General features: G+C 44.9%; 15 protein-coding genes and 1 pseudogene. 6 read left to right on the top strand and 10 right to left on the bottom strand.

The genetic code is table 11. The annotated features are described in order from the left end of the window. Window positions 1-322: 322 nt before the first annotated feature. The 4 genes from BFN00_RS14680 to BFN00_RS14695 all read right to left on the bottom strand — a co-directional run bounded on the left by BFN00_RS14680 (window position 323) and on the right by BFN00_RS14695 (window position 4,192). Entirely contained in the window at window positions 323-2,038 is a 1,716-nt protein-coding gene (locus BFN00_RS14680; protein ID WP_005107946.1) for a cation:proton antiporter, read from the bottom strand. Window positions 2,039-2,173: 135 nt separating this feature from the next. After that, window positions 2,174-2,329 (bottom strand): 50S ribosomal protein L33, encoded by a 156-nt coding sequence (gene rpmG / locus BFN00_RS14685; protein ID WP_001205031.1) that lies wholly within the window; start codon window positions 2,327-2,329, stop codon window positions 2,174-2,176. A gap of 12 nt (window positions 2,330-2,341) precedes the next feature. Then, window positions 2,342-2,578: a 50S ribosomal protein L28 gene (rpmB, locus tag BFN00_RS14690; protein WP_000048256.1), complete on the bottom strand. Its 237-nt coding sequence runs from the start codon at window positions 2,576-2,578 to the stop codon at window positions 2,342-2,344. Window positions 2,579-2,743: 165 nt separating this feature from the next. Next, window positions 2,744-4,192: a coniferyl aldehyde dehydrogenase gene (locus BFN00_RS14695; protein ID WP_004278439.1), complete on the bottom strand. Its 1,449-nt coding sequence runs from the start codon at window positions 4,190-4,192 to the stop codon at window positions 2,744-2,746. 115 nt (window positions 4,193-4,307) lie between these two features. Here BFN00_RS14695 and BFN00_RS14700 point away from each other — a divergent pair, with 115 nt between their 5' ends. From BFN00_RS14700 to BFN00_RS14720, 5 genes are all read left to right on the top strand, one after another. Beyond that, window positions 4,308-5,039, top strand: coding sequence for a TetR/AcrR family transcriptional regulator (locus tag BFN00_RS14700; RefSeq protein WP_213032106.1), 732 nt, complete (start codon window positions 4,308-4,310; stop codon window positions 5,037-5,039). A 48-nt stretch (window positions 5,040-5,087) separates the two neighbouring features. Further along, the gene (gene purU, locus BFN00_RS14705; protein WP_004278437.1) at window positions 5,088-5,954 is read left to right on the top strand and encodes a formyltetrahydrofolate deformylase; all 867 of its coding nucleotides are present in this window, start codon (window positions 5,088-5,090) and stop codon (window positions 5,952-5,954) included. Window positions 5,955-6,146: 192 nt separating this feature from the next. Further along, entirely contained in the window at window positions 6,147-6,914 is a 768-nt protein-coding gene (locus tag BFN00_RS14710) for an energy transducer TonB (protein ID WP_071852249.1), read from the top strand. Between the two features lie 25 nt (window positions 6,915-6,939). Then, entirely contained in the window at window positions 6,940-7,563 is a 624-nt protein-coding gene (locus BFN00_RS14715) for a MotA/TolQ/ExbB proton channel family protein (protein WP_004647413.1), read from the top strand. Next, a complete protein-coding gene (locus tag BFN00_RS14720; RefSeq protein ID WP_004278434.1) occupies window positions 7,563-7,967 on the top strand; it encodes an ExbD/TolR family protein in 405 nt (134 codons plus the stop codon). Before BFN00_RS14715 ends, BFN00_RS14720 begins: the two co-directional genes overlap by 1 nt. A gap of 64 nt (window positions 7,968-8,031) precedes the next feature. On the opposite strand, the gene msrA is transcribed toward BFN00_RS14720, so the two are convergent. From msrA to BFN00_RS16315, 6 genes and pseudogenes are all read right to left on the bottom strand, one after another. Then, window positions 8,032-8,556 (bottom strand): peptide-methionine (S)-S-oxide reductase MsrA, encoded by a 525-nt coding sequence (gene msrA, locus BFN00_RS14725; RefSeq protein ID WP_071852250.1) that lies wholly within the window; start codon window positions 8,554-8,556, stop codon window positions 8,032-8,034. Between the two features lie 110 nt (window positions 8,557-8,666). Next, window positions 8,667-9,128: an META domain-containing protein gene (locus BFN00_RS14730; protein WP_071852251.1), complete on the bottom strand. Its 462-nt coding sequence runs from the start codon at window positions 9,126-9,128 to the stop codon at window positions 8,667-8,669. Window positions 9,129-9,230: 102 nt separating this feature from the next. Beyond that, window positions 9,231-10,280, bottom strand: a complete 1,050-nt coding sequence (locus BFN00_RS14735) for an Lnb N-terminal periplasmic domain-containing protein (protein WP_082180580.1) — start codon at window positions 10,278-10,280, stop codon at window positions 9,231-9,233. Window positions 10,281-10,303: 23 nt separating this feature from the next. Continuing rightward, window positions 10,304-10,816, bottom strand: a complete 513-nt coding sequence (locus BFN00_RS14740; RefSeq protein WP_071852252.1) for a dihydrofolate reductase — start codon at window positions 10,814-10,816, stop codon at window positions 10,304-10,306. Between the two features lie 200 nt (window positions 10,817-11,016). Next, window positions 11,017-11,859, bottom strand: a complete 843-nt coding sequence (thyA, locus tag BFN00_RS14745) for a thymidylate synthase (RefSeq protein ID WP_071852253.1) — start codon at window positions 11,857-11,859, stop codon at window positions 11,017-11,019. Window positions 11,860-12,382: 523 nt separating this feature from the next. After that, window positions 12,383-12,873: pseudogene (locus BFN00_RS16315) on the bottom strand (lipocalin family protein). Between the two features lie 399 nt (window positions 12,874-13,272). Here BFN00_RS16315 and BFN00_RS14755 point away from each other — a divergent pair. After that, a complete protein-coding gene (locus BFN00_RS14755; protein WP_004278427.1) occupies window positions 13,273-13,788 on the top strand; it encodes a hypothetical protein in 516 nt (171 codons plus the stop codon). The last annotated feature ends 13 nt before the right edge of the window (window positions 13,789-13,801 follow it).

Consider the following 13,801-nt stretch of genomic DNA (forward strand, 5'->3'; position numbering starts at 1 on the left):
AAAAGAAGCAGCAGATAGGATTTAACCGAACGTAAAAGAATGAAAGCGGACATAAAAAGATTGATGTTTATGTTTGTCTCGTGGGCTCGGAGATGTGTATAAGAGACAGATATGTCAACAGATCCTAAATTAGGCAGATTTTAAGTATCACAAAAACGTTCATTTAAAATGAAGATGAAAAATCATTATTTTAAAATTTGGGTCATGAGCAGTCTGAAGCCAGTGAGTTAATAAAATCTTTGGCTCGGAGATATATTGATGTCCATAAAAAAGTTGCCAGATCCGACAACTTTTTTATTTGGTGTTGATTAAAAGAAAAACTTTAATGAGAAGGCGTATGCTGATGCGCGATCTCAATCTGGTTCAAAATATGATTGCTCATATTTTTTGCCATTTCTTCTTTGGCATAATAAACCGCACCGACATTATCCCGACGAATGGCTTCAGCTTCTTCCTTGCTTTCTGCACAGACCAGTACCTGAATTTGTGGATTCAAGGTCTTGGCAATGTCGACAATTTTATGAATATCGATGATATCCATAGGGGAGATGACCAGTAAGCGCGCATGCTGAATATGTGCCTGAATCAGTACTCCGGCTTCAGTGGCTACACCAGAAACCGCAGCAATGCCTTTCTCACGTAGGTTTTCGACGATATCACGGTTTTCTTCGGCAATGACCACCTTGATGTTCTCTTCCATCAATGACCGGGTAATACGCCGCCCAACCTCACCATGGCCAATAATCACCACCTGATCGCGCAGGTAATCTTGTGAGACTTCATCGGGTAACATCGCCAGAGGGTCACCACTGCGTTCCAGTAAGCGGGCCAGAGTCGAGCGTTCCCGAATCCATTTCTGTACCGGCTCAATCGCGGAAAAGATAAAGGAGTTAAGTGTAATCGAAATTAAGGCACCTGCCAGAATCAGGTTTTGACCTTCCAGCGAAAGCAGGTTGAGCGAAACACCGAGCGCAGCCAAAATAAAGGAGAACTCACCAATCTGTGCCAGCGAAGCACCGACGGTCAAGGCGGTATTAATCGGATAGCGGAAGAACAGCACCAGTGCCATCGCGGCAATAGTCTTACCAATCATGATAATCCCGACCACTGCCAGTACATGTAAAGGCTGTTCCAGCAAAATGCGCGGATCAAACAGCATGCCGACGGAGACAAAGAATAAAATCGAGAAAATTTCACGCAGTGGCAAGGTTTCTTCTTCAGCACGATGACTGAAATCAGATTCCTTAACGACCATTCCGGCAAAGAAAGCACCTAGTGCCATCGACACGCCAAAGATTTTATAGGCACCGAAGGCGATTGAAACCGCAGCAGCCACCACTGTTAAAGTAAACAGCTCACGTGAACCGAGACGCGCCACCACCTGTATGATCATCGGAATCAGGCGTTTACCAATAATCAGCATGAAGGCAATAAAGCCTGCGACTTTGAGCAGGGTAATGCCTAAGGTGAGCCAGATATTCTCATCGCTTGCACCTTCCAGCGCTTGCCCACCTAAAAGCACCGCAGTGGCAGGTAACAGTACCAGCGCCAAGACCATGACCAGATCTTCGACCAGCAACCAGCCAACAGCAATTCGGCCATTGATTGAATCCAGTAAGCCACGATCACCAAGGGCTTTGAGTAGAACCACGGTACTGGCACAAGACAGGCTTAGGCCGAAGACCAGTGCTGAGCCAAAGCTCCAGCCCCACAGCATCGAAACTCCAACCCCGAGCAAGGTGGCAACTGCAATCTGTAAAATCGCACCAGGCAGGGCAATCCGGCGTACCTGCATCAGATCGTTCAGGGAAAAATGCATTCCGACGCCAAACATCAGGAACATGACGCCAAGTTCTGCCAGTTGGTTGGCCAGATGAATATCACCGACCACACCGGGTGTATGGGGACTAATCAGAATGCCGGCAATTAAGTAACCGATCAAAGGGGGAAGACGTAACCGTGCAGCGAGATAGCCAAAGACCAAAGCTAAGCCAAAACCAACAGCTAGTAATATAATGAGCTCTACGTCATGTGGCACTAAATACTCCTTTAGCTAGGTTTGCTGGGAAATAAGCACAAAAAGTGCCAAAACATGCAGAAAGTTTATCAAGTCGGATAAAAAAAGTGCAAAAAAAAACGACCCGCAAAGGTCGTTTTTTTAAAGAAACTAAAATTATTTGATTTTAGCTTCTTTGAAGATTACGTGTTGACGGATTTTTGGATCAAATTTTTTGATTTCCATTTTTTCCGGCATAGTACGTTTGTTCTTAGTCGTGGTATAGAAATAACCTGTACCAGCTGAAGAAACTAAGCGAATTTTATCACGCATGGTTCAGACTCCTTAGATCTTTTGACCTTGAGCACGTAGGTCAGCAACAACCTTTTCAATGCCCAATTTGTCGATAATACGCATACCTTTAGTGGTTAAACGAAGACGTACAAAACGTTTTTCGCTTTCTAACCAGAAACGGTGGTGGTGCAGGTTCGGCTCGAACCGGCGCTTAGTTTTGTTGTTGGCGTGTGAGACGTTGTTACCAACGACTGGACGCTTGCCGGTAACTTGGCAAACCTTAGACATGGTGTAACTCCATTGATTTAGCCAACAGCAAATCTGTATGGCCAGTCAAAAATAAACGGATTGAAATCATTCAAGGGGCGTTTTATATCAAAAATGCGCTTAAAAGACAAGCGATTTTCGTCAAAACGCGGCACGAACTATATCGATAGCTCATGCCTTGATCATTTAGCGGAGAAGTGTCTTCGAAATCAGCTTGTGAATCGGTTTATTGAACGGTGGCAGAATGTATTTCAAGCTGTACAGCTTTGGATTCGACATTACTGAGCGTTCATGCGACAAACTGAAGAAGCCTTCTGGGCCATGGTATTTACCCATACCTGATGCACCGACACCCCCAAATGGTAGATCATCCTGCGCAACATGGGTCAGTACCGTATTTTGCCCGAAATGCCCTGAATGGGTACGCTGTGCGACATAATCGGCACGCGCCTGATCAAAGTCGAAGTAGTATAAAGCAAGTGGACGCGGACGGCTATTAATAAAGTCGATGACATCGTCAATTTGATCATATTCCATGATCGGTAACAGTGGGCCAAAGATTTCATGCTGCATGATCTGCATCATCGGGGTGACATTGGTCACGATGGTCGGTGCAATCTTGCGCAGATCAGCCGAGTTTTCACTACGCGGATTAATTTCAATGACTTGCGCACCCTGTTCACGCGCATCATCCAGATAGCCTTGCAGACGGTTATATTGTTTGACATTAATAATCGAGGTGTAATCCTGATTATGGGTGATATCCGGATACATGCTTTCGACACAGGCTTTAAAGTGATCAATGAACTCGGCAGTTTTTCCGAGAGGCAGGAACATATAGTCTGGCGCTACACATGTCTGACCGGCATTCCAGAGTTTGCCCACCGCAATCCGCTGCGCGACATCGCGCAGATCAATCGATGGATGCACCAGTACCGGCGATTTACCGCCCAGTTCCAGAATCACCGGCACCAGATTTTCGGCAGCGGCTGCCATGACGGTTTTACCGACTGCAGTTGAGCCGGTGAAAATCAGTTTATCGAAAGGCAAACGACAGAAAGCATCTGAAATCACACCGCCACCATTCACCACAGCGACCAATTCTTTAGGGAAGGCTTCAGCCAGGGCTTTTTCCAGAACTTCACCAAAGGCAGCCGATGCACTGGAAATTTTGATCATGGCATGGTTGCCGGCCGCCAGGGCACAAATTAGTGGGCCAATCGAGAGCAACAGCGGATAGTTCCACGGTGCGATAATTCCGACTACACCCAAAGGCTGATATTGCACCCAGGCTTTGGCCGGCTGATGAATAATGCCGACATGACGCTTGGAAGGTTTCATCCACCGGGTCAGGTTTTTGCTGTAATATTTAATATGTTCCAGACAGGTGAGCAGTTCACCAATCTTGGTTTCCCCAATGGAACGGTTACCATAGTCCTGATTAATTGCGTCAGCAAATTGATCTTGATACTTAACTAAGATACGCTTAAGTCGAGCTAAACGATCGATACGTTCCTTTGCAGTCGGCAGAGGGTAGTGTAAATAAGCGTGTTTTTGTTGCGCCAAGACTTCATTCAGATATTGGCTATCAAAAAAATGTGGTGTCATTGATGTTGTTTTTGTGTGACTGTTCATGCCGCACTACCATTATTCAAAAATCGATTAATTAATTTTTAGAGCAAATACTCTAATTAGTCAAGTGACTTTGTGTGTTAGCCTGCTAATGCATGAACTGAATGGTTATTTTAGGATGTCCCAAACCAAAACCTTAAAAACTAAAGAGCGTATCTTGCAGCTCAGTTTGCAGCTGTTTAACGAGCGTGGTGAACGATCGGTAACCACCAATCACATTGCGGCTGAACTCGGCATGAGCCCGGGTAACCTGTATTATCATTTCCCCAATAAAAATGAAATTATTAAAGAATTGATGGAACAGTACCAGCACCAGACCCTGGAAATGCTGGCGCTGCCGGATGACCGTGCGCTGGATGCCAATGACAAGGTGCATTATTTTCAGGTACTGAGCAGCCAGTTATGGGCTTACCGTTTCCTGCATCGTGATGTCTATCATCTGGTAGAAAATAACGAAGATTTTCGCAAGATGTATCCACGCTTTGCCGGTCAGGTGATGCAGCAGGGCCAGAAAATCTATAAAGGCTTTGTTAATGCAGGCCTGATGGACATGACCGATTCAGAGATTGAAGCACTGATTATTAACCTGTGGATTGTGCTGACCAACTGGACCAACTTCCTGTATATGTCGGGTCATCTGACCGATTCCAATACGCTGGAAGAAAAATGGGTCTGGCAGGCACTGCGTCAAATGGTATTCCTGGAAGGGGCGTATTTACGTGGTGAAAGTCGTCAAACCTATGAAGGTTTATTGAATAGTTTGGGCTCTTCGGAACTTTTTGCCAGCCTGTCGTCGTCTAAAGATTCTGAATCTGAACAAACTATTCAGAATATCCAAGAAACGCGCTAGAATACTCGGCTTATTTTTTAATTTAACTGATTAGTGACTTAAACCAACATGAATATGACGACTGCTAACACCGCACGTTTATTGATTACTTGTGAAGACAAGCCGGGCATCGTGCAGGCTGTTTCGAGCTTCTTGTATCATCAAGGTGCCAACATTACTGCGCTTGACCAATATGCGACAGCAGCGCAGGGCGGACGTTACTTCATGCGCGTTGAATTTGAATTAGATAATCTTCAAAGTCGCAAAGAAAGTATTACCCAGACTTTTGCAGCGAATGTGGCAGAACGCTATGGCATGCAATGGCGTCTGGCTCTGGTGAGTGACGTGAAAAAAGTCGGTATTTTGGTGTCTAAAGTCGATCATGCCTTGCTTGAGCTGTTATGGCGTCATGCGCGTGGTGGTTTGCCTTGTGAAATTACTAAAGTGGTGTCGAATCACGAGACTTTACGCGAAGCAGTTGAAAACTTTGGTATTCCATTCGAAGTTGTGCCGGTGACCAAAGACAACAAACCTGAAGCTTATGCAGAAATCGACCAGTTGATGCAAGGCAATGACCTGTTGGTGCTGGCGCGTTATATGCAGATTCTGGATGAAGAATTTGTCAGCAAGTGGGAAATGAAAGTGATCAACATTCACCATTCTTTCCTGCCAGCTTTCGTAGGTGCTAATCCGTACAAACAGGCCTATGAAAAAGGCGTGAAGCTGATTGGTGCAACTGCACACTATGTGACTGCTGATCTGGATCAAGGTCCGATCATCGAGCAGGATGTGGAGCGCGTGAACCATGACTTTACCGTTGAGCAGTTACGTGAACTCGGTCAGGATGTGGAACGTAATGTATTGGCCCGTGCGGTAAAATGGCATTTGGAAGACCGTATTATTGTCGATGGCAACAAGACTGTCGTGTTCCAATAAGACTTGCATTGAGTTTTAAAAAGGCATACTTTTAGTGTGCCTTTTTTGTTTTGATGCAAAAAAAGTCAGTCAAAGGCAGGATTAGCGGTTGCAAATGAAAACACTTCTCATTTATTATTGGCATACTTTAATTGTGCTAACCGATGAGCTTGATAGTTTGTTCCACATCATCTCCTCAAGGTAATAGATTTAATGAGTCAAGTTGCTGCGCCCCAAATGCCTACACCGCCGAATCAGATGAAAAAGAAAGTCATCTCTATCGTGGCGGCTGTACTGGTTGGGCATGTGGGTGTATTATATGCGATCAGCCAGATGAAAGCACCTGAGCTGACACCCATTGATAAGCAACCCTTAAAAGTGCGCTTTGTAAAACTCCAGGAAGCGCCAAAACCTTTACCGCCAAAGCCGAAGGCCGAGCCACAAAAAGAGCCGCCTAAGCCGAAAGAAGTCAAAATTGTCGATAAACCACTGCCACCACCACCGAAAAAAGTAGAAAAAATCGAGCAGGTGAAAAAGGCTGAAGCGCCAAAAGTGGTTAAAGCACCGCCAGTTGAAGCAAAATCAACCCCAAGTCCGGTTGTACCGACAGTGGTCACTGAAACTAAAGTTAAACCGGCACCTGCTCCGGTCGCGCCACCTGCGCCTGTGGCACCGCCAGCACCTGCTGCGCCGCCATCCCCGAAAAGTGTATCGATTGGTGGGGGCGTGTCCTGGCAGCGTTCACCAAAAGTCTCACTCTCTGCAGGTGAATTAAAATCAGCCTGTTCACTGGTAGTAGATGTTTCAGCGAATGAGCAGGGTAAAGTGGTCTCTGCGACTGCACGAAATTCAAGTTGTAGCCCGGCGGTAACGCGCAAAGTAGAAGCAGCGGTACGTCGTGCACAACTCACCAAATATGTTGAAAATGGTGTGGCTTATCCAACCCGTGTGGAACAGCCTTTCGATTTTCAGGTTAAATAACGGCTCACCCATTAGGAGTTCGAATATGAACTTTTCAGTTTATTGGCAACACGCTGATGCAGTCAGTAAAACGCTGTATTTCGTGTTATTGGCAATGTCGATTGCGACATGGACCATTTTTGTGCTGCGTTTGATGGGCACTCGCCAACTGAAACAGATTGCCTATGCTCAGTTATCTCAAGCATTGGAAAAACTGAAAACCAAGCTGGCTCCTTTGGGCTTTGAACAGCGTAAAGCAGTGGCAGAACAGGCGCTGTTACGCCAGATTTCAGCAGAAAAAGCCAATGCCGAAAAAGGTGTATCAGTTCTGGGTACCATCGCATCGATCTCTCCATTTGTCGGTTTATTCGGTACGGTATGGGGTATCTTCCATGCGCTGGTTGCTGTTGGTAAAAGTGGTCAGGCAGGTCTGGCACAAGTGGCAACCCCAGTCGGTGAAGCGTTGATTATGACTGGCTTAGGTCTGGCAGTCGCGATTCCTGCGGTACTGGCTTATAACATCTGTGTCCGTGCTAATCGTGGCTTGGCTCATGAATTACAAGATCAGGCACATGGTCTGTTGATTGATACCATGCTGCAACAGGAATCTGCTGCAAAAAAGTCTGATGAAAAAGTAACACAACAGAGTTTCGTGGGAGGTCAAGTTTAATGGCTTTTCAACTGGGTGAAGACAACGATGTAGGCATGAATGAGATGAACCTCATTCCCCTCATCGACATTATGTTGGTATTGATGATCATCTTTCTGGTGACAGCGACCGTTGCGAACCCATCAATTCCATTAACCTTGCCACAAACCACTGCGGAGATTATCGATCTGCCGCCTGAAAATGTCACGATCAGCATCAATGCCGAAGGTGACATTGCCTGGAATGGCGATGTACTGACGCTGGAACAGCTTGAAACCCGTTTTAATGAAGCGGGCCAAGCTGAACGTCAGCCGACCATTGTGTTGAAAGCGGATAAAGAATCACGTTATGACTCGGTGGCGCAAGTCATGTCGCGTGCGAGTGGAGCCGGACTCAGCGATATTGCTTTTGCAACCGATAACTAAGATTCTGAGAGTAAAAAAGCGACTGCAATCAGTCGCTTTTTTTTATACCCATTTTTCATGAATCTTAATGGGTTTTTAATAGGGTCGTAAATTTGCTGCGTAATTTATTCAATTTTGGCGGAATGGCAAAATTGCAATAGCCCTGGGTCGGGTTCTTGGCAAAGAAGTTTTGATGATAGTCTTCCGCCGGATAGAAAGTCGGCGCAGGGCTCAGTTCAGTCACCACATTGATGCCATCGGCTTTCAGAGCATCGATCGCCTGCTGCGCCTGTTGCTGCTGTTCATCATTCAGATAATAAATCACAGAACGATACTGGGTACCGACGTCATTACCCTGACGGTTTAGCGTGGTTGGATCATGGGTCCCAAAAAATACATCGAGCAACTGGGTATAGTTAATCTGGTTTTCATCGAAATCGATCAGAATGACTTCAGCATGGCCGGTATTGCCTCCGCAGACATCATCATAGTTTGGCTCAGTCGTATGACCACCTGCATAACCGCTGACGACCTGCTGAACCCCCTGGATCTGTAAAAATACGGCTTCAGTACACCAAAAGCATCCCCCACCGAAAAGTGCCTGTTGCATGGTTGATTCCTCATTCAATTAAATAACTCAATCGGGCTGATGGTTAAATTCCAGCTCATCAGTATGAAAGATAAAAAAGCCTGTCCATACAGGCTTTTTGTAGGGAAGTATTAACGCGGCTGAACAGCACTTTCCAGCTGGATCAAGAGATTTCCATGGCGATCCAGTAATTTTAAGGTTTTAGCAAATACCTGATAATGCGTCACTTTGGCTAAAGCTTCATTAAATCTCTGATCAAGCTGATCGTTGTTCATGCAAGCCATACGGGTAGTGGCCATTTGGCTCAGGGTCAGCGTGTCTTTCGCTGTTGTGTAGCTGCCCATAATCCGGTTACAGCTATCTGAACCTGAAACGCGCTGAGTACTGGCATCAAATTGCAGACTCGGAACATTGCGTGCGGTTGGCACCGTCTTGATTTCAGTATTGCCAATCTGGGTTGCAATCCAGGTACGATTTTGCAAAAGTTGTAAATGATTCGCGGTTTGTGTCGTGGCTGTAGTGGGTACAGTTTCGCAGCCCATGACCGTTAAAACCGATCCTAAAATCGCGATTGCAGTTAATTTTTTTAGCATGAGAGATACTCTGATAATTGACTAGCTATTTGTATATAAACAAAAAAATGATCAGGGTTCCAGTTGATTTTGTATCTTTATTGAAGTGGATTTGCTAAACAGTTATTGCATGTCGGGTTTTGGCAGGCCCTGCCGGATCAGTCGTGAATAGTCCTGACTGGAGAGATTAGCGGTGCGTTCTACCCGTGGATTGACATGTGCCCGTTGATACCAGGTGTGCATATCCCAAGACTGTTCCAGTACTTTAAGATCATAGAGATAATTCGGTAAATAGCCGGAGGCCAGCAACCGGTAATCTGAGGGTAGCTGTTGTTGCGATATCGCCTGAACCATATCAAAGACTAGTGTGGTGCAATTACTGGTCAGGGTATTGTACCATTTTGGCTTTTGGGCCAGCTCATCGGCCTGACGCAGATATTCCTTGAATAGCGCTTTAGCCTGAGCTTGCGGCATTTTGACTGGGAAAAAATAGACCTGTTCACCACGGACATTGCTACGGGTATAGACAATATCCTTTTCATCCGATGCGACCAGACTCAGTTCATATTTTCGGAAAAAGCCACCAATCGCTGAAAACTCTTCATTCTTTTCCTTGCGGATTTCAATCGAGAAGGTGAGTGGCTTTTGATTGGCAAAATCGAAGCTGACCAGGGTATGGGCAATTTTAGGCCCCATCCAGTAGGAAGTAATGATGTTCACGCCAGTAATCTGATTCAGATCAAAACTGCGGCTTTCCCAGCGTTCGATATAGCGACCATCGGCCTGCCAGTCAAAGTTGCGGATATTGTGTAAGGTAACCTGATCGCCTTGCTGCTCATAATGCAGAAGCTGGGAAACCTCAGGATTCCACTCTCGATCCTGACGCGCTTCCAGACTGAAATATCCCAGCAGACAGAATAAAAAGGCCAGAAGATAAAGAACGCTATCGACTTGGCGGGAGATCAGATGCCGGGTGAAATAAATCCCGAGAACGACCAGCGCAAAGGTCAGCCAGAGTCCAATCAGCATCAAGCTGCCGATTTTGCCGATGGGTAGATGAACCCAGAGCAGCAGGCTGAGCCATAGACTCGACAGAATGACGAATAAAGTAAACAGGCTGCCCAGCAGCCACAGACTCCAATGTCTGGAGATGTATTCGCGTCCCTGCATCATCACTTTTTCATGAGAAATAGGTTTTATTTTCTGTAGGTTGCGAACTCAAAAGCAATGCCGGTTTTGTCGTCGATATGTTGCTCGGCAGCGACTTTTTTAAATTCTGCTGGAATCGCTGGATAATAGGCATCGCCCTGTACATCCAGTTCGACATGCGTCAGTTCTAGACGGTCTGTGATCTCCATGGTCTGTTTAAAGATTTCACCGCCACCAATGATGAAAATGGTATCAGGCTTTTCTGAAGCTTTCACATCTGCCACGGCTTGGCTCAGTGCATCTTCAATGCTATAAGCGACTTTGGTACCTGCAAATGCCCAGTTTGGATCACGAGTAATGACCCAGTTCACCCGTTTAGGTAGAGTACGTCCCATCGACTCTAGTGTCTTGCGACCCATCACCACCACACCGCCTTGGGTGATTTCCTTGAAATGCTTCAGATCGGCAGAGATATGCCAAGGTAGGTCATTGCCCTTGCCGATACAACGCTGCTGATCCATGGCGACGACGTGTACAACTTCTAAATCTTGAAATGACATGTATTGAATCCTTCTCATCAAACCCAAAGTCCTTCGTGTAATTTTTTACTGGTACGAAGGAGAGGTTAACAATTTATATTGATTGCCTTCACGCTTTAGGGCCGGAAATATATTTTGAAAGGAGTTGGCGATTCACGTGTGGTAAAAGACCTCTCCCTAGCCCTCTCCTAGGAGGAGAGGGAACTTTATAATAAAGAAAATTAAACAGCGACAGGGGCTTTAATTCCTGGATGAGATTCATAACCGACAATTTCGATATCTTCAAATTTGAAATCGAACAGATCTTTAATCTCGGGATTTAGTTTTAATTGACAGAGGTCGAGTGGCTCACGGCTGAGCTGTAATTGTGCCTGTTCAAAATGGTTGCTGTACAAATGGGTATCGCCGCCAGTCCAGACAAAGTCACCAACCTCCAGATCACAAACTTGCGCGATCATATGCGTTAATAAAGCATAGCTGGCAATATTAAATGGCACACCTAAAAAAACATCGGCACTGCGCTGGTACAACTGGCAAGACAATTTGCCATTGTGTACAAAGAACTGGAACAGGGTATGGCAAGGGGGTAAGGCGACCTGACCTGCTTCATTCGGGTTCCAGCCAGAGACAATCAGACGGCGCGAATTTGGATTGGTTTTAATTTCATTGATCAACCATTTGATTTGGTCAAAACCATCCTGATTATAGCTATTATCTGCATTCTTGCTGGCACCAAAATTACGCCATTGGTGACCATATACCGGGCCTAATTCGCCTTCAGGACGGCCAAAACGCGCAGTCTGTTCTGCGGTCGCCCATTCATCCCAAATCGAGACTTTATTGTCTTTTAAATACTGAACATTGGTATCGCCTTTCAGAAACCACAACAATTCAATCACGATAGAACGGAAATGAACTTTTTTGGTGGTGAGTAAAGGAAAACCTTGGGAAAGATCAAAGCGCATCTGATGACCAAATACCGAACGTGTACCTGTACCGGTACGGTCGCCTTTATCGCCGCCGTTGTCGAGGATATGTTGTAAAAGGTCAAGATATTGGCGCATAGGTTTCTCTTAAAAATTTGTTTAAATTACCTTTTTTTCAGCAGAAAAAGTTTATTTCGGATAAAGTCATTTTCTGTCGAGCTGGGCAAATTGAATGCATCATAACATTTTTTTCTAATATTTCTGATATTGCATCTTCTGGAAATAGACCGGCAAGCACTCGATCAAAAAAAGCACCCAGTGCGGGTAATGCTGATCAGTTAAGGGATTTAGAAGTAAACCCCTTAACTTTTTAGTGATTCATGGTGGAGTCTTACCTTTTTAAATCAAACCCTTGCAGCTCATTTGTTACTTTGGTTTCGCCCAAAGTAACCAAAGGCATTTGTCATCCGCAAAACTCGTCAGCCACTATCAACTAGCAAATTTATCGCAGAAACAATCATTTTTTAATGTAGTCCGGCCTCAAACAGTTGCGGATGACTTTCCCACATATCAACTACAGTCATGAATTTAAAAAGAAAATGCCAGTCAATTTCTGAACTGACTGGCATTACCCAGTGAGGGTGCTTATTGCAGAAAAGCTTTAAACTGTTTTATGGCCAGTATGAACGGTATGAATCAGATTGGACAGGTCATAACTTAAAGATTCTGCATAGCTTAAATATTCACGTTGAGTCGCTTCATCCAGATGGGTGCCACGATGCAGGAGCCATAAATATTCTTTATTGGGTTCACCCACCAGCGCGGTCTGATAATCCGGATCAATTTTTAATACCCAGTATCCCCTTTGGTAAACGGAATCCAACGCAGGCCTTCAGGTAAAAAGCTGACTTCAAGTTTGGCATGTTCTGCATCGACAATGGTCGCTTCAGCAATGGCTTCATCCAGCTTACCCTCACCATCCAGACAGCGGTTCTGAACCCGAACCTTGCCATTTTCATTCAAGCTATATACCGCAGAAATATCGGTGCTGTCCTCGGGTTGGTGCTTCATCGGCAAACGTGCAATTTCATACCAGGTCCCTAAATATTGTTCTAAATTAAAATTTGAAACGGTGCTTAAAGTCTGACTCATTTTTCTTCTCCCTTTAGTTCAATATTAAAAATGCCTCATCAGTGTAATACAGGGTCTAAAGCTCAAAATGATGTAATCATGTAGTGAAATGCTGTCTGAAAATGGCCGAGCTACAGACTAAATCCACACGTTTGAGTAGAAAAAAGTAACGGCTCATTTTCTCTATTTCAGGCTGAAAACGCTTTGCAAGGCGTCAGAGTTAGCTTTGCTTTACATTTTTTTTTGCAAAGATAATGGGTTTTGTAACTGTATTAGAAAGAACGGCTTAATTTGAATGCCGGAAAAATAGACAAATTTATTTACATTTTTAATGTGAAAGATAACATTTAAACGACTAGTATTCTCGGCTTGTTAACAATATGAAAGCCTAAATTACAGGCGAGGAGCGGTTGTTAAGGCATGATCTATGATCATCAAGTAAACATGAGCGAAGTACATGCTCCTGTCCAAGCGAATATCATGGTGCGTTCCCAATCGGAGCAAAGACCTAAAAAGTCATCCCAAAAAGCCACTGTCCGTAACGCTTCAGGCGTAAGCAATGGCCATCGTATCAATATCGAGAAATTTACCAGTTATCTGCAAGGCATTACCCGAAATACCAGTACACAGAAATGTGCTCGCAGTATTCGTGTCGGTCTGCAATCTTCTGGTGCGAAAATTGTGAATCATCCGGTCGCAGCAGCAGATTGGGGAAGTACCCTGATGCAGCTGGGTTATAAGAAAATTAATGCTTCTTTTGATCGTCCGAAAAAAGGAGATATCTATATTATTGACCGTACTCAGGGACATAAATATGGACATATCGCGGCTTATTCAGGTAGTGCCTGGGTATCAGATTTTAAACAGCGAGATCATGCGGTTTATCGCAATAAAAACGTGACTTATAGTTACTATCGTCTGGAAACTTACTTCTAAGAAAATACTGCGA

Origin of the sequence: Acinetobacter sp. AR2-3 (assembly GCF_001878775.1) — a bacterium.
GTDB classification, from domain to species: Bacteria; Pseudomonadota; Gammaproteobacteria; order Pseudomonadales; family Moraxellaceae; genus Acinetobacter; species Acinetobacter lwoffii_D.

Bases quoted from the DNA above. Each gene is read 5' to 3' on its own strand.
- rpmG (WP_001205031.1), bottom strand. From the start codon at position 2,329: ATGCGTGATAAAATTCGCTTAGTTTCTTCAGCTGGTACAGGTTATTTC.
- rpmB (WP_000048256.1), bottom strand. From the start codon at position 2,578: ATGTCTAAGGTTTGCCAAGTTACCGGCAAGCGTCCAGTCGTTGGTAAC.
- BFN00_RS14695 (WP_004278439.1), bottom strand. From the start codon at position 4,192: ATGAACAGTCACACAAAAACAACATCAATGACACCACATTTTTTTGAT.
- BFN00_RS14700 (WP_213032106.1), top strand. From the start codon at position 4,308: ATGTCCCAAACCAAAACCTTAAAAACTAAAGAGCGTATCTTGCAGCTC.
- purU (WP_004278437.1), top strand. From the start codon at position 5,088: ATGAATATGACGACTGCTAACACCGCACGTTTATTGATTACTTGTGAA.
- BFN00_RS14710 (WP_071852249.1), top strand. From the start codon at position 6,147: ATGAGTCAAGTTGCTGCGCCCCAAATGCCTACACCGCCGAATCAGATG.
- BFN00_RS14715 (WP_004647413.1), top strand. From the start codon at position 6,940: ATGAACTTTTCAGTTTATTGGCAACACGCTGATGCAGTCAGTAAAACG.
- BFN00_RS14720 (WP_004278434.1), top strand. From the start codon at position 7,563: ATGGCTTTTCAACTGGGTGAAGACAACGATGTAGGCATGAATGAGATG.
- msrA (WP_071852250.1), bottom strand. From the start codon at position 8,556: ATGCAACAGGCACTTTTCGGTGGGGGATGCTTTTGGTGTACTGAAGCC.
- BFN00_RS14730 (WP_071852251.1), bottom strand. From the start codon at position 9,128: ATGCTAAAAAAATTAACTGCAATCGCGATTTTAGGATCGGTTTTAACG.
- BFN00_RS14735 (WP_082180580.1), bottom strand. From the start codon at position 10,280: ATGATGCAGGGACGCGAATACATCTCCAGACATTGGAGTCTGTGGCTG.
- BFN00_RS14740 (WP_071852252.1), bottom strand. From the start codon at position 10,816: ATGTCATTTCAAGATTTAGAAGTTGTACACGTCGTCGCCATGGATCAG.
- thyA (WP_071852253.1), bottom strand. From the start codon at position 11,859: ATGCGCCAATATCTTGACCTTTTACAACATATCCTCGACAACGGCGGC.
- BFN00_RS14755 (WP_004278427.1), top strand. From the start codon at position 13,273: ATGATCTATGATCATCAAGTAAACATGAGCGAAGTACATGCTCCTGTC.